This is a genomic window from Nitratireductor sp. PBL-C9, from assembly GCF_050877045.1.
GTDB lineage: Bacteria > Pseudomonadota > Alphaproteobacteria > Rhizobiales > Rhizobiaceae > Nitratireductor > Nitratireductor aquimarinus.
In genome coordinates this window covers 70,159-93,246 of record NZ_JBPAXW010000012.1, presented here as the reverse complement: position 1 = coordinate 93,246, position 23,088 = coordinate 70,159, and the positions used below count along the sequence as shown (strand labels likewise).

Sequence of the window (23,088 nt, the reverse complement as noted above, 5' to 3'; positions counted from 1 at the left end):
TATCCCCCTTTTGATAATTATCAATCGCGCGATTGATAAAAGTCAGTCTGTCATTTTGCTGGTCCGGCCGTCAAACTTGATGGCTGCAACCCTGCTGCCGAAACATTTCCCGCAGCGTCTTATTTCCCATCCCTTGCTCCAGAAGTTTGATCTGCATCAAACTTCTTCGAAGGAATGCCCCGAAACTCGCCCCGTTATAGCCATCGGAGCGGCGCGTGCCGCTTGTGAGGAAAGGGCGGACACATGAGTTCCCTCCAAGGGGTCACTCCCCGACAGCAAAACACAATTCTTGGCATGAGCACATTGGCTTTCACCGTGTGCTTTGCCGTTTGGACCATTTTTTCCATCATCGGCGTTCAGATCAAAGAGGATCTGGGCCTGACCGACACGCAGTTCGGTCTGCTTGCCGGCACGCCGATCCTGACCGGTTCCTTGTCCCGTATCTTCCTGGGCATCTGGACGGATCAGTATGGCGGGCGCATCGTCTATGTCCTGACGATGCTTGCGGCGGCCGCCGCGACATTCGCGCTCTCCTACGCCACGACCTATGAAACAATGCTCCTGGCGGCGCTGGGCGTCGGTCTTGCCGGCGGCTCGTTCGCCGTGGGCGTGGCCTATGTGTCGAAATGGTATCCGAAGGAAAAGCAGGGCACGGCGCTCGGCATTTTCGGCGCCGGCAATGTCGGCGCGGCGGTCACCAAATTCGTCGCGCCCTTCGTCATGGTGGCCTTTGGCTGGACCATGGTTGCGCAGGTCTGGGCCGCCGTTCTGGTCGCCATGGCCATCGTGTTCTGGCTGACAACCGAAGATGATCCGGACCTGAAGTCCAGGCGGGCAGCCGGCGCAAAGGCGCGCGGCACCTTCATGCAGCTCGAACCGCTCAAGAACCTGCAGGTCTGGCGCTTCTCGATCTACTATTTCTTCGTGTTCGGCGGCTTCGTCGCGCTCGCGCTCTGGCTGCCGCGCTATCTGGTCGGCGTCTATGAACTGGACATCAAGACGGCCGGCATGATCGCCGCCTTCTACTCGATCCCGGCCTCCATCTTCCGCGCCTATGGCGGACATCTTTCCGACCGGTATGGCGCGCGCCGCATCATGTACTGGACCTTCGGCGTGGCGCTGGTGACGACCTTCATGCTGTCCTATCCGGACACGGATTACATCATCCACGGCATTCGCGGGCCGATCACCTTCTCGACCAGCCTGAGCCTGGTGCCCTTCATCCTGCTGATCTTCGTTCTGGGCTTCTTCATGTCGCTCGGCAAGGCGGCGGTCTACAAGCACATTCCCGTCTACTATCCCGATCATGTGGGGTCTGTCGGCGGTCTCGTCGGCATGATCGGCGGTCTTGGCGGTTTCGTTCTGCCGATCACCTTCGGCGTTCTGCTCGACATGACGGGCGTGTGGACCACCTGCTTCATGCTCTTGTTCGGCATCGTCGCGGTGTCGCTCGTCTGGATGCACTTCTCGATCCGCCAGATGGAGAAGACGGCGCTGTCGCGCGAACTCGGCGCGCTGCCCGAACTGCCTGAAATGCAGCCGATCCATGAGAAAGACAAGCATGGCGGCATGGCCGGCGTGATCGAAGACTGGCGTCCGGACGATGAAACCTTCTGGAACGAGAAGGGCAGGGCGATTGCCCGGCGCAATCTCTGGATCTCCATTCCCGCGCTGCTTCTGGCCTTCTCGGTCTGGATGGTCTGGTCGGTGGTGGTGGCCAAGCTGCCGAGCATCGGCTTCGACTACACGACCGATCAGCTATTCTGGCTGGCGGCTCTGCCGGGGCTTTCGGGCGCAACGCTGCGCATCTTCTACTCCTTCATGGTGCCGATCTTCGGCGGGCGCTTATGGACGACATTGTCGACCGCTTCGCTCCTGATCCCGGCCTTCGGCATCGGCTATGCGGTGCAGAACCCCGAAACGCCTTACCTGATTTTCCTGGTCCTGGCGCTTCTGTGCGGTCTTGGCGGCGGCAACTTCGCTTCCTCCATGGCCAACATCTCCTACTTCTTCCCGAAGTCGGAGAAGGGCAATGCGCTTGCGCTCAATGCAGGGCTTGGAAATCTCGGCGTCAGCGTCATGCAGTTCCTGGTGCCGGTGGTGATCTCGACAGGCGCATTCGCCTTCGCGGTCGGCGATGGCCAGATGGCCAGCGATGGCACCATGCTGTGGCTCCAGAACGCGGGCTTCATCTGGGTTCCGTTCCTGATCGTCTCGACCATCGCCGCATGGCTCGGCATGAACGACATCGCCTCCGCGCGCGCCTCGTTCGCCGAACAGTCGATAATCTTCTCGCGGTTCCACAACTGGGTGATGTGCATTCTCTACACGGGCACGTTCGGCTCCTTCATCGGATATTCGGCCGGCTTCCCGCTGTTGATGAAAACGCAGTTCCCTGAGGTGAATGCACTCTCCTACGCCTTCCTCGGCCCATTGGTCGGCGCGCTCTCGCGGGCGGGCACCGGCTGGGTTTCCGACCGGTATGGCGGCGGACGCGTCACGCTGTGGACCTTTGCGGGCATGATCGTGGCTGTCTGGGGTGTGCTGCAGTTCCTGCCTCTGAACGGCGCGGGCGGCAATTTCTGGGGCTTCTTCGCCTGCTTCATGGCCCTGTTCTTCCTGACGGGCGTGGGCAATGCGTCGACCTTCCAGATGATCCCCTCGATCATGCGGCTCGAGATCCCGCGGCTGATGCCCGAGCTCGACAAGGATGCTTCGGTCAGACAGGCCGAGCGCGAGTCGGCGGCCATCATCGCCTTCACCTCGGCCATCGCAGCCTATGGCGCATTCTTCATCCCGAAAGCCTACGGCTCCTCGATCGCCATGTCCGGCGGGCCCGAAATGGCCCTGTGGGGTTTCCTGATCTTCTACGTGGTCTGCATGGGCCTCACCTACCTCTTCTACACGCGAAAAGGCGGGCTCCTGTATGCCGTTGAGCGGGCCGGAAACACCCGGCCAGCCAGCACCGTGCCAGCAAGCTGAAAAGGACCAAGCGATGTCACATCTGTTAAACCGTCTCAACTTCCTGGCGCGGAAGAACACGGGAACCTTCTCCGACGGTCACGGCGTCACGACCAATGAAAGCCGTGACTGGGAGGACGCCTACCGCAAGCGCTGGCAGCACGACAAGATCGTGCGCTCCACCCATGGCGTGAACTGCACCGGCTCCTGCTCGTGGAAAATCTACGTGAAGGGCGGGATCGTCACCTGGGAAACGCAGCAGACCGACTATCCGCGCACGCGGCCCGATCTGCCCAACCATGAGCCGCGCGGCTGTTCGCGCGGCGCCAGCTACTCCTGGTACATGTACTCGGCCAACCGGGTGAAATATCCGCTGGTGCGCTCGCGGCTTCTCAAACTGTGGCGGCGCGAACGGGCGGTGAAGACGCCGGTCGGCGCATGGGCGGCGATCCAGCAGGATCCGGCCAAGCGCGCCGAATACACCAAGGTGCGCGGTCTTGGCGGCTTCGTGCGGGCAAGCTGGGGCGAGGTCAACGAGATCATCGCCGCAGCCAACGCCTATACGGCGCGCACCCATGGTCCCGACCGGGTGATCGGCTTCTCGCCGATCCCGGCCATGTCGATGGTCTCCTATGCGGCGGGTTCGCGCTATCTGTCGCTGCTGGGTGGCACCTGCATGTCGTTCTACGACTGGTATTGCGACCTGCCGCCGGCATCTCCCATGACCTGGGGTGAACAGACGGACGTGCCGGAATCGGCCGACTGGTACAATTCCAGCTTCCTCATCCTCTGGGGTTCCAACGTGCCCCAGACCCGCACGCCGGACGCCCATTTCTACACGGAAGTGCGCTACCGGGGCGCAAAGTCCGTGGTCGTGTCGCCGGACTATTCGGAAGCGGCCAAGTTCTCCGACATCTGGCTGCATCCCAAGCAGGGCACCGACGCGGCGCTCGCCATGGCCATGGGGCACGTCATCCTGCGCGAGTTCCACCTCGACCGGCAGGCGGAGTATTTTGAGGATTACTGCCGTCGCTACACCGACATGCCCATGCTGGTGCGGCTTGTCGAGAAGGACGGGCGTTATGTGCCCGACCGGCTGCTCCGCGCCTCCGATTTCCGGGGCAAGCTCGGCGAGAAGAACAATCCCGAATGGAAGACCGTCGCGATTGACCGCAAGTCGGGCAAGATCGTCGCGCCGGCCGGCTCCGTCGGCTTCCGCTGGGGTGAGAAGGGCAAGTGGAACCTGGAGAGCAAGGACGGCAAGGGTGAGGATGTCGAGCTCGAAATGAGCCTGATCCTCGATGCCGACCGCGACACGGTCGCCAATGTGGCGTTCCCCTATTTCGGCAATCGCGAGCACGATCATTTCGCCGGCACGGATCATGACAGCGTTCTGGAACGCGCCGTGCCCGCCAAGAAGGTCAAGCTCGCTTCTGGAGAGGCGCTGGTTGCAACCGTGTTCGACCTGTTCGTCGCCAATTACGGGCTCGACCGGGGACTCGGCGACAATAGCTGCGCGAAATCCTATGACGATGAAGCGCCCTATACGCCGGCCTGGGCCGAGAAGATCACCGGCGTGCCGCGCGATCACATCGTCACGGTCGCCCGTGAGTTCGCGCTCAATGCCGAAAAGACCAATGGCCGCTCGATGGTCATTCTCGGCGCGGGCCTGAACCACTGGTACCACATGGACATGAACTACCGGGGGATCATCAATCTCCTGGTCATGTGCGGCTGCGTCGGCCAGTCCGGCGGCGGCTGGAGCCATTATGTGGGACAGGAGAAGCTGCGCCCGCAGACCGGCTGGCTGCCGCTCGCCTTCGGGCTCGACTGGGGCCGTCCGCCCCGGCAGATGAACTCGACCTCCTTCTTCTACGCGCACACGGACCAGTGGCGCTATGAAACGCTCAAGGTGGACGAGATCCTGTCGCCGACCGCGCCGGAAGGCCCGTGGGACGGGACACTGATCGACTACAACATCCGCGCCGAGCGCATGGGCTGGCTGCCATCGGCCCCGCAGCTGAAGACCAATCCGCTGGATGTCGCAAAGGCGGCGAGCGAGGCTGGTCAGGAGGCCAAGGATTACGTCGCGGCGCAGCTCAAGTCCGGCGATCTGCAAATGTCCTGCGAAGACCCGGACGATCCGGCCAACTGGCCGCGCAACCTGTTCGTCTGGCGCTCAAACCTGCTCGGCTCCTCGGGCAAGGGGCATGAGTATTTCCTGAAACATCTGCTCGGGACGGCGAATGGCGTCATGGGCAAGGATCTGGGCGAAGAAGGGCGGCAGAGGGCACGCGAGGCCGTCTGGCACGAGACCGCGCCTGAAGGAAAGCTCGACCTTCTGGTCACGCTCGACTTCCGCATGTCGACCACCTGCGTCTATTCCGACATCGTTCTGCCGACGGCCACCTGGTACGAGAAGAACGATCTCAACACGTCCGACATGCACCCCTTCATCCACCCGCTTTCAAGCGCGGCGGACCCGGCCTGGGAGGCGCGCAGCGACTGGGACATCTTCAAGGGCATTGCCAGGAAATTCTCCGAAGTCGCGCCCGAGGTGCTGGGCGTGGAGAAGGATGTGGTTCTGGTCCCCATTCTTCACGACACGCCGGGCGAACTTGCCCAGCCCTTCGAGGTGGAGGACTGGAAGACCGGTAAGGTGGAGCCTGTTCCCGGAAAGACCATGCCGGCAGTCGCCGTGGTCGAGCGCGATTACCCGAACCTCTACAAGCGTTTCACCGCGCTCGGGCCGCTCATGGACAAGCTCGGCAATGGCGGCAAGGGCATTTCGTGGAACACCGAGCACGAAGTGGAGGCCCTTGGCCGTCTCAACGGCGTCGTTACGGAGGAGGGCGCAACGAAGGGGCGTCCGCGCATCGACAGCGATATCGATGCGACCGAGGTGATCCTCATGCTCGCGCCGGAAACCAATGGCGAGGTGGCCGTGAAGGCCTGGGATGCGTTGTCCCAGAACACGGGTCGCGACCACACCCATCTGGCGCTGCCCAAGGAAGACGAAAAAATCCGCTTCCGCGATGTGGTGGCGCAGCCGCGCAAGATCATCTCCTCACCGACCTGGTCGGGGCTTGAATCGGAGAAGGTCTGCTACAATGCCGGCTACACCAATGTGCATGAGCTGATCCCCTGGCGCACCATCACCGGCCGCCAGCAGCTCTATCAGGACCATCTGTGGATGCGCGCCTTCGGTGAGGCATTCTGCGTCTACCGGCCGCCCATCGACACCAAGTCGATCAATCCGATGATCGCGGAGAAGTCGAAGGGCAAGCCTTCGGTGGTGTTGAACTTCATCACGCCGCACCAGAAATGGGGCATCCACTCCACCTATTCCGACAATCTCCTGATGCTGACGCTCAATCGCGGCGGTCCGGTCGTGTGGATTTCGGAGGAAGACGCGAAGACGGCGGGTCTGGTCGACAATGACTGGGTCGAGGTCTTCAACGTCAACGGCGCGATCGTGGCGCGTGTCGTGGTCTCCCAGCGCATGAAACAGGGAACCGTCTACATGTATCACGCGCAGGAAAAGATCGTGAACACGCCGGGATCGCAGATCACCGGCCAGCGCGGCGGCATCCACAATTCGGTGACCCGCGCCATCACCAAGCCGACGCACATGATCGGCGGCTACGCGCACCAGGCATACGGCTTCAACTATTACGGCACCGTCGGCTCCAACCGCGATGAATTCGTCGTGGTGCACAAGATGGAGGAGGTGGACTGGATGGAAGGGCCTTACCGCGAAACCGGCGAAAAGAAGGAGGCGGCAGAATGAAAGTCCGCGCGCAAATCGGCATGGTGCTGAACCTCGACAAGTGCATCGGGTGTCACACCTGCTCCGTCACCTGCAAGAACGTCTGGACGAACCGAGAGGGCGTTGAATACGCCTGGTTCAACAATGTCGAGACCAAGCCCGGCATCGGCTATCCGAAGGACTGGGAAAACCAGAAACGCTGGAATGGCGGCTGGGTGCGCAGGGCCAATGGCCGCATCGAGCCCAAACAGGGAGCGAAATGGCGCATTCTGGCAAAGCTCTTCGCCAATCCGGACCTGCCGGAAATCGACGACTATTACGAGCCGTTCGATTTCGACTACAGCCACCTTCAGACGGCGAAGGAAAGCCAGACATCGCCCACCGCCCGCCCGCGGTCGCAGATCTCGGGCGAGCGGATGGAAAAGATCGAGTGGGGGCCGAACTGGGAGGAAATCCTGGGCGGCGAGTTCGCCAAGCGGTCGAAGGACTACAATTTCGAAGGCGTCGAAAAGCAGATTTACGGCGAGTTCGAAAACACTTTCATGATGTATCTGCCGCGCCTGTGCGAACACTGCCTGAACCCAACCTGCGTGGCCTCGTGCCCGTCGGGCGCCATCTACAAGCGCGAGGATGACGGCATCGTCCTGATCGATCAGGACAAGTGCCGTGGCTGGCGCATGTGCGTCTCGGGCTGCCCTTACAAGAAGATCTATTACAACTGGTCTTCGGGCAAATCCGAGAAATGCGTGTTCTGTTATCCGCGCATAGAGGCTGGCCAGCCCACGGTCTGTTCGGAAACCTGCGTCGGGCGCATCCGCTATCTGGGCGTGGTGCTGTACGATGCCGACCGCATCGCCGAGGCCGCATCCGCTCCCAACGAGCAGGATCTCTATGAAGAGCAGCTCAAAGTGTTCCTCGATCCCAATGACCCGGAGGTCATCGCCCAGGCGAAGAAGGACGGCGTGCCCGATGCCTGGCTTGAGGCCGCCCGTAAATCGCCGGTCTGGAAGATGGCGATGGAGTGGAAAGTGGCGTTCCCGCTTCACCCGGAGTACCGCACGCTTCCAATGGTCTGGTATGTGCCGCCGCTTTCGCCGCTCCAGTCTGCGGCCGAAGCCGGCAAGATCGGCCTCGATGGCGACATGCCGGACGTGCGCTCGCTGCGCATTCCCGTCCGCTACCTCGCCAATCTTCTGACGGGCGGCAAGGAAGCGCCGGTCGTCTCCGCGCTCGAACGCATGCTCGCCATGCGGACATACATGCGCGCCAAGACGGTCGATGGCGTCATCGACGAGGCCGTTGTCGGCAAGGTCGGCATGAGCAACGAGATGATCGAGGAAATGTACCACGTGATGGCGATTGCCAATTACGAGGACCGTTTCGTCATTCCCACCAGCCATCGTGAAATCTCGGAAGACGCATATGACGTGCGCGGCTCCTGCGGTTTCACCTTCGGCAATGGCTGCTCGGGAGAAGACACGGGCACGGATCTGTTCGGCGGCAAGCGCACCCGCACGGTGCAGACGCCGGTTGGCAAACTTTCGGAGGGCGTGTGATGCAAACCGCACTGAAAATCATTTCCCTGCTTCTGTCCTATCCGAGCGCGGACCTGCAGGCGGCGACGCAGGAGGTGAAAACCTTCATCGCCGCCGCAGACGGGATCACCGGGACCCAGAAGCGCCTTCTGGAACGGCTGGCCGACGATATTGGCGGGCTCGACCTCTACGACGCACAGGAACGCTACGTGTTCCTGTTCGACCGCACGCGTTCGCTGTCGCTTCATCTGTTCGAACATGTCCATGGAGAGAGCCGGGATCGCGGTCAGGCGATGGTTGATCTGCTTGCCATGTATGAGGCGGACGGCCTGTCGATCGACGCAAAGGAGATGCCGGATTATCTGCCGCTTTTCCTCGAATATCTGTCGATCAAGCCGGACGCGGAAGCAGCGGAACTCCTCGGCCAGACCGGCCATATCCTGAAGGTCCTGCGCGAGCGGCTGAAGAAGCGTCAGTCGGTCTACGCCAATGCGTTTGCGGTTCTGGAGGCGCTCGCCTCGGGGGAAGCCGATCCGAAACTGGTGCGTGAACTCCTTGAGACGCCGGAAGACGATCCGGCGGATCTCGAAGCGCTTGACCGCATCTGGGAGGAAGAGGCCGTGACCTTTGCCGGCAATGCCGGTGAAAACGCCTGCGGTCCCGACCGTCTGCAACGCCAGATGCGCGCCCATCAACGCCGCCCGGACGCTCCCGCGCCGGCAACCAATCTCTGAGTGGAGGCCGTCATGTCAGGCTATATCAACACACTCCTGTTCGGGATCTATCCCTATATCGCGCTGGTCGTGCTCATTCTGGGCACCGCCATTCGCTACGACCGCGAGCAGTATGGCTGGCGTTCGGGCTCTTCGCAGCTCCTCAGGCGACGGCAGCTCATCTGGGGATCGGTGCTTTTCCATGTGGGCGTTCTGGTGATCTTCTTCGGCCATCTGGTCGGTCTGCTCACCCCCATCGCCATATTCGATGCGCTCGGCATCAGCCATGGGGCAAAGCAGCTTCTGGCCATCGTCGCCGGCGGCGTGGCGGGCGTGATGGCAATCATCGGCGCAAGCCTGCTCGTCCATCGCCGCCTGTTCGATGCGCGGGTGCGTGCAAACTCCAGCACCACCGACACGCTGATCATCATCCTCTTATGGATCCAGCTGGCGCTCGGTCTCATGACCATCCCGATTTCGATGCAGCATCTCGACGGCGAGGAGATGGTGAAGTTCATGTCCTGGGCGCAGGGCATCTTCACCTTCAACTTTGAAGCATCGAGCTATGTCTCTGAAGTATCGTTCATTTTCAAGGCGCACCTGTTCCTAGGACTGACGATCCTTCTCCTGTTCCCGTTCACCCGTCTGGTGCACATGCTGAGTGTGCCGCTCGGTTTCTTCTGGCGGCCCGGCTACCAGGTCGTTCGCGAACGCAATCAACGGGCGCAGCCGACGCGCCTGCCGGCAGCGGAGTAAGCACCATGGCGACGATCTACAAGAACCCCAAACTCGATCATCCGGCGGCGGCTCCGTCGCCGGACGGGCAGGGCTACACCACCTATCAGGAGCCCGACACACGGGTTCCGCCCAAGCCCCTGCCGCTCATCCGCGCCATCACGGTCGATGGCGTGGCTGTGCCCGAAGACGAGATCCTGCGGGAGGCGCAGAACCATCCGGCAGACAATCCCGGAAAGGCGCTGCGCGCCGCTGCCGAAGCACTGGTGATCCGTCAGCTCCTTCTGGGCGAAGCGGCAAGACGCGGGCTTGCAGGCGAGGGGGAACGCGACGAGAAAGGCCGGACCACCTCGGCCGACGATGCGGCCATCCATGCGCTGCTGGAGGCCGAACTCGACGTGCCCCGCGCCGGTGCGGAGGAGTGCCGGCGTTATTATGAGAACAACCGGCAGCGCTTCATGAGCGAGCCGCTGTTTGAAGCCCGCCACATCCTGATCGCCGCGCCTGAAAGCGATGAGGAAAAGCGCATCGCGGCGCACCGCCTCGCGCAGGAACTGTGCAATGCGCTGGCCTCCGATCCGTCGGCCTTTGCCGCGCTCGCCGCGCTGCACTCGGCCTGTCCGTCGGGCAGTCAGGGCGGCAATCTAGGCCAGCTTTCGCCCGGCAGCACCGTGCCCGAATTCGAGAAGGCGCTGGAAGGCTTGGCGGCCGGCGAGATCGCGCCGGGGCCGGTCGCTTCGCGCTTTGGCTATCACGTCATCGCACTCGACCGCGTGGTTCCGGCACGTGAACTTCCATTCGAACTCGTCGAGGACAGAATTGCCGCCTGGCTGGAAGCCCAGTCATGGTCGCGCGCTTCCGCGCAATACATCGCGATCCTCGCCGGAAAGGCGGACATTTCCGGCATTGAGATCGGCGCGGCGGACAGTCCTCTCGTACAGTAGCGGGGATGTCATGGAACATATGGAGGAGAAACGCAGGCTGATGGTGGAGGCGCTGGAGGAGCGCCCGCCGGACGCGCTGCTGCGCGAGCCGCTTGATTACATCTTTGCCGATCATTTTCGGCAGCGGATGCTCTGCAACCTGCTCGACGCGATGGTCTCGGAGGGTGAGCGCGACCTCGCGCTCTCCCGGCATATTCTGGCGTTTCTGCGCCGTGACTTCGGGCTTCATGTTCTGGATGAAGAGCTGGATCTGTTTCCCGTGCTTCTTGAGCGCGCTCTGCCGGAGGACCGCATGGAAGATGTGGTCAGCGAACTGTGCGCGGAACACTCGTCCGACAAGCTCGACGCAGACGAACTGTGCCGCGCGCTGGACGCGCCGGAAAAACAGGGCAGGGGCTGGAAGGGCCTGTTCACCCGCTTTGCGGCGAACGAGCGCCGGCATCTGATCGTGGAGAACGCCATCGTCATCCCCATGGCGCGCATCCGGCTCGAGCCGGACGACCTCACGCGCATCGGCCGGCATATGGCGGAACGTCGTGGGATCACCTTCCCCGAAAACGCGGAAGGAAGCGCCAGGTGATCCAGAGATCAGGCACTATGGAGAAACCCCATGGGTGAAGCGGCAATATCGATTTCTTGTCCCTGCGACGCCCCTGTCGGTGGAATGCTCAGCGTGGACGAAGCGCGTCAACGCCTTTACCCCCTGCTGACGCCGGCCAGCGCGACGGAGAACCTGCCTCTGGCAGAGGCCGCCGGGCGCATCGTTGCAAAACCACTTCATGCGTCATGCCCGATGCCATTCTTCGACAATTCGGCGATGGATGGTTTCGCCGTCAGTCTTACGGACTTCGAAAACGGACCGCCGCATGCGCTGCCGATCAGCGGCGCGGTTGCAGCGGGCGATCATGGGGCGCCAGCCCTCGCGCCGGGTGCCTGTATGCGCATCTTCACCGGCGCGCCCATTCCAGCCAATGCGGATGCAGTCGTGCCGTTTGAACAGACAGCGGAAGAGCAGGGCTGCGCCGCGTTCTTCAAAACGCCGCGACCGGGCGCGCATATCAGGCGCGCTGGCTGCGATATCGCGCGCGATGCTGTCCTTGTCGCGCCCGGAACCCGGATGAGCGGGCGCTATGCCGGGCTTCTGGCAGTCAATGGGCATCTCTCGGTGACCGTCTATCGCCAGCCCCGCATCGGCGTTTTCTCGACCGGCGACGAGCTGGTGGCTGGCAGCGGCGAAAGACGCGCCTTTGAACTGCACGACGCCAACCGCCCCATGCTCCTGATGATGCTGCAGGAGATGGGTTGCGCGCCGGTCGATCTCGGCATCCTCCCGGACGATCCCTTTGAAACGCGCCAGTTCCTGCATCGGCATGCCGGCGACTTCGATCTGCTCATCTCCTCCGGCGCGGTATCGGTCGGTGGCAGGGATTTTCTGAAAGGCGCGTTTTCGTCCGCCGGTGGCGTTATCGACAGCTGGAAAGTCGCCCTGAAACCCGGCAAGCCGGTCATGTTCGGTCGCATCGGCAAAACGGCGTTTCTCGGCCTTCCGGGAAACCCGATGGCGGCATGGATCGGCTTCCAGCTGTTCGGCCGCATGGCGGTCGAGCGGCTATCGGGAAGAGCAACGCAGCCTGTCGAACCCGTGCGCGCCATCACCGAGGGCGTCATACGCCACAGGCTTGGACGGCGCGAATATGTGCCGGTGCGCGTCGTGTCGCACACCCATCGCGGACAGCCGCTTCTGGCGCGCATCGGCCATGGCGGATCTGCGTCGCTTTATCCTCTGTGTTTTGCCGATGGAGTGGCCATTATCGAAGCCACAACCGGCGATGCCGAGGCGGGCGAGGAACTCGATTTCCTCCCCTTCGTGCAAGGAGTTTTGGAATGACGAACACCATCCCGGCCATAGCGGCGGTCCGCTTCAGCGGCGGCGATCCCATCGACGCGCTGCTCGCGGATGCCGCCGCGCGGTTGCAGTCGCAGAACATTGTCGTTGAAGGCTTTGTCCAGCTCGAACGCGACCTTTCCGAAAACTGCTGCGCGGCCATGCATCTGGAAGACATCCGCAATGGCGCGGTCTGGCTCATTTCACAGGAACTGGGGCAGGGGTCGTCCGGGTGCAGGCTCGATCCGCATGCGCTGGCCGATCTGTGCGGCCCGCTTCTTGAGCGTGTTCGCGAAAAGCCGGATCTTCTGATCCTCAACCGTTTCGGCAAGGGGGAGATGCTCGGCGGCGGTTTTCGCGCGGCAATCGAGGAAGCCTTCATGCTGGGCATTCCGGTGCTGGTGGCGGTTCGGGATGAATATGCGCAGGCCTGGCAGGACTTCACGGAAGGGTGCCACACGGAACTCCAGCCAGATCCGGCGCGCATCGACGCGTGGCTCGCAACCCATGTGGTGCGCAAGGATGCCCGCAATGCCGCATGAACCCGCACCGCCTCATGAGAATGAACGCGCCGGCCTCAGCATCGTGGCGCTGGTCATATCGGATCGCGCAAGCCGGGGTGATTATGAGGACCGTGGCGGCCCGGCCATCGCCGAATGGCTTCAAGAGAACATCGCTTCTGCCTTCCATCTCGAAATTCGCATCATCAGCGACGGGCGGGCCCGTGTCGGCGATGAACTGATGAGGCTCTGTGATGAAGAGAATGCAGCGCTCATCCTGACCACCGGCGGCACCGGTCCCGCTCCGCGCGATGAAACGCCCGAAGCCATGCAGGATGTTCTTGAAAAGGAGCTGCCGGGTTTCGGCGAGCTGATGCGCCAGCGCAGTCTTGAGGAAGTGCCGACCGCCATCCTCTCACGCCAGACCGCCGGAACACGCGGAAAGACACTTATCGTCAATCTTCCGGGAAAGCCGGCAGCAATCCGCACATGCCTCGACGCCGTGTTTCCGGCCATTCCTTATTGCCTCGACCTGATCGGTTCGCCCGGTCTGGAAACGGCGGGCGAAACCGGCAAGGCATTCAGACCAAAGTGAAGCATGAACAATGGCTTATTCGCATAAACATGAAGTTCTGAATAAAGCAAATCCTCTCACCGACCTCACAGCTCCAGCCCTCACAGTCCTCCTTGCGCCGCTTCTCGGCCGGGTCGTCAAAAGCCTCTCGCGCAAGCACCCCGCAATCTTCGAGCGCCTCGGACCGCATACGAAGACAGGCTATATCATCGACCCGACAAACCTGCCTTTCGCTCTCTTCCTTCAGCCGGATCCCGAACGCCCCGTGCTGCGCGCCGTCGCCCGCCGGGCGCTGCCGGCGCATGAGGCGCTGATCCGTGGCAGCTTCGACACATTGTTCGAACTGATCGATGCAGATGCCGATGGCGACGCCGTCTTCTTCTCCCGCGACCTGATCATCGAAGGCAATACGGAGGCCGTGGTGAGCCTGCGCAACGCGCTCGACGATGTCGACGGATCGATTGCCGCCGATACGGCCGACCTGTTCGGCCCGCCAGGCAGGCTTGCGCTTGGCTTCCTGCGAAGCCGGGCTGACGCGCGTTCACAAAGGAGCTCGACATGACACTTGCAGAACTGGTGTGCCCGGCCGGTACACCGGCAGCCTTGCGCACGGCCGTGGATGCCGGCGCGGACACCGTCTATTGCGGCTTTCGCAATGCGACGAATGCGCGGAACTTTCCCGGTCTGAACTTCAGCACCGACGAACTCGCCACAGCCGTCGCCTATGCCCATGCGAAGGGCTCGAAAGTGCTTCTCGCGCTCAACACCTATCCGCCTGCGGGCCAGGTGGATCTGTGGCGCGAGGCGGCCGACACCGGCGCGCGCATCGGCGTTGACGCCTTCATCGTCGCGGATATGGGCGTTGCCCGGTACATCGCCACGAAATACCCGGAAATCCGCCTGCATCTCTCGGTGCAGGCCGCAGCATCCAGCCCTGAAGCCATCCGCTATTACTGCGAGAGTTTCGGTGTGAAACGCGTCGTCCTTCCGCGTATCCTCACCATCCCCGAAATCCGGCGCATCGCCCAGGAAATCCCCTGCGAGATCGAGACCTTCATCTTCGGCAATCACGGGCTGATGGTGGAGGGGCGCTGCAGCCTGACCAATTACGTCACCGGGCTTTCCACCAATATGGATGGCGTGTGCTCGCCGGCGGCCGACGTGGAGTATCGCCGGGAGGGCGATGGCGCGGTTTCCAGCTGCCTCTCTGGCTACGTGATCGACCGTTTCGGGCCGGACGAGATGGCCGGCTATCCGACGATCTGCAAGGGGCGCTATCAGGCGCCGCATCGTCCCGAAGGCTATTACGCCTTTGAAGAACCCGTCAGCCTGAACCTCGCACGCCTCCTGCCCGAACTGATCGACGCCGGCGTCCACGCCTTCAAGATCGAGGGGCGGCAGCGCTCCAAGAGCTATGTGCGCAACGTCGTGTCCGCCTTCCGCAATGCGGTGGACGATATTCGCGCCGGCAGGGAGGCGAACATTGCGGGTCTCCTGCAACTCACCGAAGGCGGCCGGGAAACGCAGGGCGCATTCGAAACGAAGAAGTGGAGATAAGCCGATGCCAGCCGCTCTGACGCTTGGGCCGATAGCCTATCACTGGCCCGCCGAACGCAAGCGCGATTTCTATGCGCGCATTGCCGACGAGGCCCCGCTCGAAACCGTTTATCTGGGGGAGGTGATCTGCTCGAAACGCGCGCCCTTCTTCGAGCGCGACATGCCGGACATCATCGAGCGCCTCGAGAGAGCCGGGAAGACCGTGGTTCTGTCATCGCTTGCCGAAGTCATGCTGCCGCGCGAGCGGCAGGCCACGCGCGCACTCTGCGAAATGGAAGGCGCCGAGATCGAAATCAACAATGCAGCCGGCCTTCATGCACGGGCCGGCGCACCACACCGCATCGGTCCGTTCCTCAACGCCTATAACGAAGCGACCATCGCCTGGCTGGCGCAGAACGGCGCGACGCATGTGTGCCTGCCGCACGAACTGCCGCGCGCCTCACTCGCCCATGCCGCCAAGGCAGCAGGCGAAATCGCCATCGAGACCGAGTTTCAGGTGTTCGGCCGCGCGCCGCTTGCCGTTTCCGCACGCTGCTACCATGCCCGCGCCCATGGCCGTCACAAGGACAATTGCCAGTTCGTCTGCGAGGACGATCCCGATGGCATGCCGCTCCTGACCGCCGACGGGACGCCGTTCCTCAGGGTGAACGGAATCCAGACCCAGTCTGAAAGCTATATCTGTCTCGTTCGGGAGATGGCCGAGCTTGTCGCAATGGGCATCCGGCATCTGCGGCTCATGCCGCAATCGGTCGACATGGTTGCAGTGGCGGAGACTTTCCGGGCCGGTCTCGACGGCAGGATCGACAGCGAGGAAGCGCTTGCGCAGCTCTCGGAAACCTGCGCTCAAACGCGCTTCAGCAACGGCTTCTTCCACCGTGTCGCCGGGCGCCGGATGGTTGCTGGCTCGATGCTGGCTTCCTGATTTGGTGATTTCATTTTTTACAAACGAAAGCTCCGGTAATTCATTGTTTTTACGTTGTTATGCGCCTCACATAAGAGGCGCATAACTGCGCATTTCAGCCTTGACGGGCGAGGGCCGCGTCCACCGCCAGCCCCAGCCTGTCGACAATCAGATCAATGGTTTCGGCGTCGACATTGTAAGGCGGTGCGAGCAGCACGTGGTCGCCCGATACGCCATCAATGGTGCCCGCTCCCGGATAAACCATCAGGCCAGCCGCCATCGCTTCTTTCTTGATCGCCGCGCCGATGCGCCGTTCAGGCGAAAACGGCGTTTTGGCGTCGCGATGCTCGACCAGCTCGATGGCCTGCAGAAGCCCGCGCCCGCGCACATCGCCCACATGGGGATGGTTGCCGAAACGCGCCTGAAGCCGCTCCTGAAGCTGCGCGCCACGCGCACGCACATTGGCGAGCAGGTCGTCGTCGCGGATGATCTTCTGAACTGCAAGTGCCGCCGCGCAGGCAAGCGGATGAGCCGAATAGGTGTGCCCGTGCACGAAACCGCCGCTGCCATTGACGATGGTGTCATAGACATTGGCCGTACACATCACCGCCGCGATGGGCTGATATCCGCCGCCCAGTCCCTTGGCGAGCGTCAGGATGTCGGGCGTTACATTTTCCTCTTCGCAGGCGAGGAACGTGCCCGTGCGCCCGGAGCCACACATCACTTCATCGAGGATGAGAAGCACGCCATAGCGGTCGCAGATCTCGCGGATGCGGCGGAAATAACCGGCCTCGGCGGCCACTGCGCCAGCCGTTGCGCCCACCACGGTCTCCGCCAGGAACGCCACGACGTTTTCCGGCCCGAGCTCGAGGATCTTGTCCTCCAGAAGGTTCGCTGCGCGCAGGGCATAGTCTTCCGCGCTTTCGCCTTCTTTCGCATAGCGATAGGCAAAGCAGGGCTCGATCTTCGGCTCTTCCAGAAGGAAGGGGCCATAGGGCTTGCGCCGTGGCGGGTTGCCGCCGACGGAAAGCGCGCCCAGCGTGTTGCCGTGATAGCTCTGATGGCGGGAGATCACGAGCTTGCGCGATGCTTCCCCGCGCTCCAGGTGATATTGGCGCGCCATCTTGATGGCCGCTTCAACGGCCTCGGAACCGGAGCCGACCAGATAGACCTTGTCGAGCGGGACCGGGCTTGCCGCGCACAGATGGTCGGCCAGCGCCTCGGCGGCAGCCGAGGTGAAGAAGCTCGTATGCGCATAGCTGATTTCGCTCATCTGGCGCTGAACGGCCTCGAGAACGCGCACATCGCCATGGCCGATGCAGGAAACGGCCGCGCCGCCGCAGGCGTCGATATAGCGCTTGCCGGTCTCGTCGGTGATGTAGGCGCCAGCCCCTTTCACTGCGAGCGGCAGCGGCTTTTTCGGGGAGCGATGAAACACGTGGGTCATTGGGACGTCTCTGTTATCGCGCACGACGGTGCGCGTGGTAGGAACCGGATGTGTAAAGCTGTTCTTCGATGTGGCCGATCCGCTCCATGGCCGTGTCCTGCAGCTCGGTCAGCATGGCCGCTGCAAGCCCCTCGACAACGCCGACGGCGGAAATAACGGAGGGGAAGAAGGACGGGCTCTCTGCGGAGAACAGTAGGCAGGTGGAGGCGTGCGGTTGAAGCGGCGTGGCGCGGCTGTCGGCCAGGCTGATCAGGCTTGCACCCGACTTTGCGACAGCCTCGGCCACCATGTCGATTTCGCGCGCATAGGGCTGGAAGTTGATCGAGAGAACCGCATCGCGCTCGGTGAGCATGGAAAGGTCGGCCACCAGCGATGAGCCTTCGCTGCCGAGAAACTCCACGTTCGGGCGCAGCATCTTGCAAAGATAGGTGAAGGTGAGGCCCGGTCCCCGGCAACTCATGAAGGCGGCCACATAGATGCGCTCGGCATGGGCGAGCGTGCGCGCCGCCGCCGTGATGTCCTCAAGCGCATTGCTTTCGAGCGCAAAGGCGAGGCTCGCCTCCTGCGCGCGAAACGTTTCGCTGAGAAGCCCCGCGCCCTTGTCCTGCTGCACGGCTGCCACCGCCTTGTCGGCATAGCGGGCCGGGCCGGTGCGGAAACTGTTGGCGTAGACCGCCCGCAGTTCCGACCAGTCGGCAAAGCCCAGCGTGCGCGCCAGCCGCACCAGCGTCGCCGGCGCAATGCCGGCGCGTGTGGCGATCTCGCGCATGGAGAGCAGCACCACATCGTCGGGATGATCGATCAGATAGCGTGCGCCATCGGCCAGTCGACGCGGCAATGCATCGATCTCGGCAATCATCCGCTGGCTCAGGGCTTCAAGGGTAGGGGCCTCGGTCATGGTGTCACCCGCTTATCAGGCTGGGCAACCACAGAACGGTCGCCGGGAAGGCTATGAGTATGGCCACCGTCACCACATCGGCAAGCAGGAACCAGCCCACGCCGCGGAAGACGTCGCTGATCGACACCCTGTCCGCCACGACATTCTTGATCACGAACACATTGAGCCCGACCGGTGGCGTGATGAGACCGATCTCCAGATATTTGGTGATCATCACACCCGCATAGATGAGGCTGATGTCCGCCGTCTCGAAGATCGGCAGCAGAACGGGAAGCGTCAGAAGCATCACGCCGATCGGGTCGAGGAACATGCCCAGAACCAGATAGATCAGCGAGACGGCGATGATGATGAGCAGCGGCGACATGTCCTCGCCGATGAGACCCTGAACGTAATCGGGGAAGCCGGCGAAGGCGAAAAGGCGGGTGAGCAGCGCTGCGGCCACGGCGATCAGGAAGATGGCCGAGGTGGAGCGGATGGTCTCGAACGCGGCGTCTTTCAGCGACTGCCACGAGAGCGTGCGCTTGGCGAAACCGATGGCGATGGCCGCCAGCGCGCCGATGGCACCCGCTTCCGTCGCCGAGAAGAGACCGGCAAAGATGCCGCCGAAAACCGTGATGACAAGCAGGAAGAGCGGCCAGGTCTCGCCGAGCGCCAGAAAGCGCTCACGCCAGTCGACGCTCTTCTCGCGCGGAGCCAGAGACGGATTGTACTTCACCCGCATCAGGATCATCAGCGCATACATGAGCGCAGTGATAAGCCCCGGAATGACCGCGCCGATGAACAGTTCGCTGACCGGCACTTCGGCAAAGACGGCGTAAAGCAGCAGGATCGTGCTCGGCGGAATGAGCGAGCCCATGGTGCCGGCAGCCGCAATGGTGCCAACGGCAAGCTTCGCGTCATAGCCACGGTCGAGCATGGCCGGCACGGCAATCTTGCCCATGGCCGCCGCACAGGCAACGGAGGAGCCGGTAACGGACGAAAAGAGTGCTGCACCACCAACCGACGAGATGGCAAGGCCGCCCGGCAGGAAGTTCAGCCAGGCCCGCGCCACGCGGAACAGACCGTCGGTCAGACCGGCGGAGAAGCAGACATAGCCCATGAACAGGAACATGGGGATGGCGCTCAGGCTCCAGTGTGCGGCAAAGGCATGCGGAACCGAGCGAAGAACGCCCCAGGTGGCCCGCTCGCCAACCAGAATATACATGCCGACAATGGCGACGAGGCCAAGGGCTGCCGCAACGGGAACGCGCAGCGCCAGAAGGATCATGAGCGCGCCAAGCGCCCAGTAGACGAGTGTGATGCTATCCACGATAGGCCCCTAGATGTCGCTGGTTTCGGCTTTGGTCGAAGCGGCGCGGCCAACGGCGCGCACGGCCCGGACAAAGCATAGAAGGGCCGTCAGGAAGCCCGCCACCGGCAGGAAGAAACGGGGCGGCCAGGTGATGACGGGGATCATGCCGATGATGAACTCGCCTTGCCGATAGGCGCGCATGGCCTGCTCGAAACCGGCATAGGCGATGAGCGCGAGGAACACGCCGAAACACACAAGGGCGATCGCATCAAGCACGGCCTGCGCACGGGGTCCGAGCCCCTGGTAGAACAGGTCGACGGCAATGTTTTCGTTGCGCCATTCCACATTGAGCAGAGGCAGGAAGATCAGCGCCGGCATCCACCAGTCCGAGACGATCTCGAGCGTTGAGGGCATGGGCTTGCCAAAGAGGTAACGCCCGCCAACATCAAGGCAGATCTGGAACATCATGACGACGAGGCAAAGGCTTGCCGTAAGCGCGAGAAGACGCCCCAGCCTGCCCAGGAAGACATCGATTTGTTGCATGGAATATCCGGCGTGTCAGAGAGAAGGGGCGGCGCTCATGAAGCGCCGCCGCGACCGGCTCAAAGGCCGTATTCGTTTTCCGAAAGCTTGTCGAAGATCTCGGTCTTCATGCGCTCGGCAAACGCCTCGCCGGAAAGACCGGAAGCCGTGATCTCTTCCCATTTGGCAAGCGATGCCTGGTAGCTCTCGATCAGCGCTTGCGCATTCTCGACGCCGTAGACGTCCTGCGCCTTCTCGACGATGGAGGCGATGTCCTGGCTGTTGAAGGCGGCAATTTCCGTCTCCAGCGCTTCCGGCTTGTCGAGAACCTTCATGCCGTGGTCGGCGGCTTCTGCCTTGGCGTCTTCGTTCTGCGCCACATAGGCTTCGGTGGTCGCGACGATGGCGTCAGCCATCTCGTCGAGCAGAACGCGACGGTTTTCAGCGCTCAGCTCCATCCACGCGTCCTTGTTGAACGCAAGCAGCGGACCGGAATTGTAGACGCCGAAGCTGCCCAGCGTGATCGTGTCGGCCACATCCCAGAGCGAATGCGTCTTCAGCGAAGCGGCAGGCTGCATGGCGATGTCGATCACGCCCTTGTCCAGCGCCTCGTACATTTCCGAGCTGGAGGTGTGCACGACGGTCGCGCCGGCCTCGCCGATCCAGCGATCCCATGCGCCACCGGGCGAACGGATGCGCTTGCCGGCCACGTCGCCGGTCTGGGTCACGTCTTCCTTGCTGATCAGCGCATAGGGCGCCGTCGCGTAGCTGCCGGTGTAAACGACGTTCTGCTTGGAAAATTCGTCAACGCAGGGCGCGCAGTTGAGCAGCGTGAACTCGGTCACGGCAGCGGCAACGGCCAGTGAATCGCCGCTCAGCATGGCGAGTTCCGCAACGAGCTGGCTGGTCGGCAGCTGGGCCGGGTTGTAGGTCAGCGCCAGAACGGATGCATCGGCAACGCCGTCGCCAAGACCGGTCAGCGTTTCCTTGCCGCCCAGCAGAGCGCCGCCGGAAACCAGGTTGAAGGTCACATCACCGCCGGAGGCCTTGGCCACGGCCGGGAAGTAGGTTTCATAGCCAGCAAAGATCGTCGGATGCGACGGCGCGACCCAGGAGCTGACGGTGAGTTCGATGGCAGCGGCGCTGACGGAGCTTGCGGCAAGGCCGAGCAGGGCGGCAGTAATTGTCTTCTTCATGTTTCCCTCTGTTCTTTCAGGTTGAAGCGCTCCCGAGGCACATTTCGGAAGGGCAGTTGTGAAACGTCAGCCATGGCTGGCCCCAGCGTTTCGCAGGACTGGATGACGTCAAACCGGCTGCCGAAAGCAGCGCGGAAATGGTTTTTCGCCTTGGCGAGAAGCACGGGCACCGTGTCGATATCGATGCCGTGAAGGCGGAAATAGGCCGTGTCGTTAGGCGACTGGCAGCCCGTGGTGAGGATCACCCGCAGACCGTTCACGCCGATCAGTGCGGTCGGGCCGAGGTCCACCGGCATGCCGCGTTCCATCGCGTCTTCATTGCGAAAACGGCCATCGGTCACGCAGAGCACCTTGGCCATGCAACGCAGCGGTTCGCCGAACCGGTCGTCAAGCCGTCCTCCCAGCGAGACTTCAAGCGTCGCCCCGGCACCCGCCTCATGGGCTTTTGTCACCAGATCGGGATCGCAGAAAAACGCGAAGACGCTGCCTTCCGGCAGATCGGCTTCCAGAGCCGCTGCAAACAGACCCGGCGTATCGCCAATGCCGCCGGAAAGCGGATTGTCAGAAGGTTCCAGAAACGCGACGCGCGCGCCGCTCGCCCACGGACAGGCCGCGAGCGCCTCATGCGCCGATGGCAGATCCGGCTGAAAGCGGGCCTGCTGCGACAGCATGAAAGCCGCAACCTCGTCCGCCAGTGCGGAGCCTTCGGCTTCGTCGAGACAGGTCACCAGAACGCCGGCATCTGCGACGGGCACATCCGCATAGGCAAAGCTTGCATAGGGGTAGGCTGCGGGGAAGGGCGCGGCGGCAGCATCCGGCGCAAGGATCTGCGCCTTCGCCTCGATGTCACGCATCGGGCCCGGCCCGTCGGTGCGCATGTTGAAGCTCGGAAGAATGCGCCCGATCCGGCGCAGGATCACGCGGGGCTTCAGCCCGCCTTCGACCATGCGGGCAAGCATGTCGAGTGCTGCCTGCGCGGTCTCGGCCATGTCCACATGCGGGTAGGTGCGATAGATGGTTGCCGCGTTCAGCATATCGGCCAGTTCAGGCGCGATGCAGGCATGCATGTCGAAGGAGGCCGCAATCGGCAGATCCGGAAAGCGCTGGCGCAGGGCTTTGACAAGCGTCAGCTCCGGATCGAGATCCGTGGTTCCGATGCATGCGCCGTGAAGCGAGAGGTAGAGCCCGTCGATACCGTCCAGCGATGCGTCTTCGACGATTTCCTTCGTCAACCGGTCAAGCAGCGCCTGATCGACCGGGCCGGCCGGAGCCGCTGATGCGCAACGGGAGAAGACCAGCTCGACGTTTTCGCGCTGCTCGGCCCAGGCGAGCACACCGCCCGGTTCCGTGGACGTGTCCCGGTAGAGTTCGCGAGCTTCTTCGCCGCGGACCCATTCGCGGGCCTGAAACTGCTCCAGACGGGTTTCGCAGACTGAGAATGAGTTTGCCTCGTGCCAGAGCCGGGCGACGCCTATGCGCATGTCGTTTCCAATGGAAATATGAAACAAATGTTCTTTTAATAAGAAAATAGCGCATTTGTTTTGTCAAGCTTAGCCGGCGTGTTTCCGGTTCGCCTGTGGACCACAGCGCAAACGCCTGCAATTGCTGGGTTTTCTGCATAATCGCCACGCGAAGGTCGGGTGTGTCACCGACATTTTTT

General features: G+C 62.6%; 19 protein-coding genes. 13 read left to right on the top strand and 6 right to left on the bottom strand.

What is annotated here, in order from left to right; all coding sequences use genetic code 11:
• Positions 1-243 precede the first annotated feature (243 nt).
• From ACRTG1_RS22420 to ubiV, 13 genes are read left to right on the top strand one after another with little or no spacing between them, the layout of a single operon-like run.
• Entirely contained in the window at positions 244-2,982 is a 2,739-nt protein-coding gene (locus tag ACRTG1_RS22420; protein WP_432517295.1) for a nitrate/nitrite transporter, read from the top strand.
• Between the two features lie 13 nt (positions 2,983-2,995).
• Entirely contained in the window at positions 2,996-6,751 is a 3,756-nt protein-coding gene (locus tag ACRTG1_RS22415) for a nitrate reductase subunit alpha (protein WP_432517293.1), read from the top strand.
• Positions 6,748-8,286: a nitrate reductase subunit beta gene (narH, locus tag ACRTG1_RS22410; RefSeq protein WP_432517292.1), complete on the top strand. Its 1,539-nt coding sequence runs from the start codon at positions 6,748-6,750 to the stop codon at positions 8,284-8,286. The genes ACRTG1_RS22415 and narH overlap by 4 nt, the downstream gene beginning before the upstream one ends.
• The gene (gene narJ, locus ACRTG1_RS22405) at positions 8,286-8,999 is read left to right on the top strand and encodes a nitrate reductase molybdenum cofactor assembly chaperone (protein WP_432517290.1); all 714 of its coding nucleotides are present in this window, start codon (positions 8,286-8,288) and stop codon (positions 8,997-8,999) included. The genes narH and narJ overlap by 1 nt, the downstream gene beginning before the upstream one ends.
• A gap of 12 nt (positions 9,000-9,011) precedes the next feature.
• On the top strand, positions 9,012-9,734 hold the full coding sequence (gene narI / locus ACRTG1_RS22400) for a respiratory nitrate reductase subunit gamma (RefSeq protein ID WP_113155200.1): 723 nt from the start codon (positions 9,012-9,014) through the stop codon (positions 9,732-9,734).
• Between the two features lie 5 nt (positions 9,735-9,739).
• Positions 9,740-10,657: a peptidylprolyl isomerase gene (locus tag ACRTG1_RS22395; protein ID WP_206995942.1), complete on the top strand. Its 918-nt coding sequence runs from the start codon at positions 9,740-9,742 to the stop codon at positions 10,655-10,657.
• A gap of 10 nt (positions 10,658-10,667) precedes the next feature.
• The gene (locus ACRTG1_RS22390) at positions 10,668-11,237 is read left to right on the top strand and encodes a hemerythrin domain-containing protein (RefSeq protein ID WP_432517287.1); all 570 of its coding nucleotides are present in this window, start codon (positions 10,668-10,670) and stop codon (positions 11,235-11,237) included.
• 30 nt (positions 11,238-11,267) lie between these two features.
• Complete coding sequence (locus tag ACRTG1_RS22385; RefSeq protein WP_432517285.1) at positions 11,268-12,545, top strand: molybdopterin molybdotransferase MoeA; 1,278 nt, start codon at positions 11,268-11,270, stop codon at positions 12,543-12,545.
• Positions 12,542-13,084 carry a DUF2478 domain-containing protein gene (locus tag ACRTG1_RS22380; RefSeq protein WP_206545300.1) on the top strand — a complete coding sequence of 181 codons (543 nt, stop codon included), beginning with the start codon at positions 12,542-12,544 and terminating at the stop codon, positions 13,082-13,084. The genes ACRTG1_RS22385 and ACRTG1_RS22380 overlap by 4 nt, the downstream gene beginning before the upstream one ends.
• A complete protein-coding gene (gene mog, locus ACRTG1_RS22375; RefSeq protein ID WP_432517283.1) occupies positions 13,074-13,637 on the top strand; it encodes a molybdopterin adenylyltransferase in 564 nt (187 codons plus the stop codon). Before ACRTG1_RS22380 ends, mog begins: the two co-directional genes overlap by 11 nt.
• A gap of 10 nt (positions 13,638-13,647) precedes the next feature.
• Positions 13,648-14,178: a ubiquinone anaerobic biosynthesis accessory factor UbiT gene (gene ubiT / locus ACRTG1_RS22370; protein ID WP_206547561.1), complete on the top strand. Its 531-nt coding sequence runs from the start codon at positions 13,648-13,650 to the stop codon at positions 14,176-14,178.
• On the top strand, positions 14,175-15,173 hold the full coding sequence (ubiU, locus tag ACRTG1_RS22365) for a ubiquinone anaerobic biosynthesis protein UbiU (RefSeq protein ID WP_206547560.1): 999 nt from the start codon (positions 14,175-14,177) through the stop codon (positions 15,171-15,173). Before ubiT ends, ubiU begins: the two co-directional genes overlap by 4 nt.
• A gap of 4 nt (positions 15,174-15,177) precedes the next feature.
• Positions 15,178-16,095, top strand: a complete 918-nt coding sequence (gene ubiV / locus ACRTG1_RS22360) for a ubiquinone anaerobic biosynthesis protein UbiV (RefSeq protein ID WP_432517280.1) — start codon at positions 15,178-15,180, stop codon at positions 16,093-16,095.
• 94 nt (positions 16,096-16,189) lie between these two features.
• Here the strand turns inward: ubiV and ACRTG1_RS22355 are convergent, their stop codons facing one another.
• From ACRTG1_RS22355 to ACRTG1_RS22330, 6 genes are read right to left on the bottom strand one after another with little or no spacing between them, the layout of a single operon-like run.
• On the bottom strand, positions 16,190-17,521 hold the full coding sequence (locus ACRTG1_RS22355) for an aspartate aminotransferase family protein (RefSeq protein ID WP_432517278.1): 1,332 nt from the start codon (positions 17,519-17,521) through the stop codon (positions 16,190-16,192).
• A 13-nt stretch (positions 17,522-17,534) separates the two neighbouring features.
• Positions 17,535-18,419, bottom strand: a complete 885-nt coding sequence (locus tag ACRTG1_RS22350; RefSeq protein WP_206545294.1) for a MurR/RpiR family transcriptional regulator — start codon at positions 18,417-18,419, stop codon at positions 17,535-17,537.
• Between the two features lie 4 nt (positions 18,420-18,423).
• Positions 18,424-19,728 (bottom strand): TRAP transporter large permease, encoded by a 1,305-nt coding sequence (locus ACRTG1_RS22345; protein ID WP_432517276.1) that lies wholly within the window; start codon positions 19,726-19,728, stop codon positions 18,424-18,426.
• Positions 19,729-19,737: 9 nt separating this feature from the next.
• Positions 19,738-20,253, bottom strand: a complete 516-nt coding sequence (locus ACRTG1_RS22340) for a TRAP transporter small permease subunit (protein ID WP_206545292.1) — start codon at positions 20,251-20,253, stop codon at positions 19,738-19,740.
• Between the two features lie 59 nt (positions 20,254-20,312).
• Positions 20,313-21,428, bottom strand: coding sequence for a C4-dicarboxylate TRAP transporter substrate-binding protein (locus ACRTG1_RS22335; protein WP_206552553.1), 1,116 nt, complete (start codon positions 21,426-21,428; stop codon positions 20,313-20,315).
• Positions 21,425-22,909, bottom strand: coding sequence for a M81 family metallopeptidase (locus tag ACRTG1_RS22330; protein ID WP_432517274.1), 1,485 nt, complete (start codon positions 22,907-22,909; stop codon positions 21,425-21,427). The genes ACRTG1_RS22335 and ACRTG1_RS22330 overlap by 4 nt, the downstream gene beginning before the upstream one ends.
• Between the last annotated feature and the right edge of the window lie 179 nt (positions 22,910-23,088).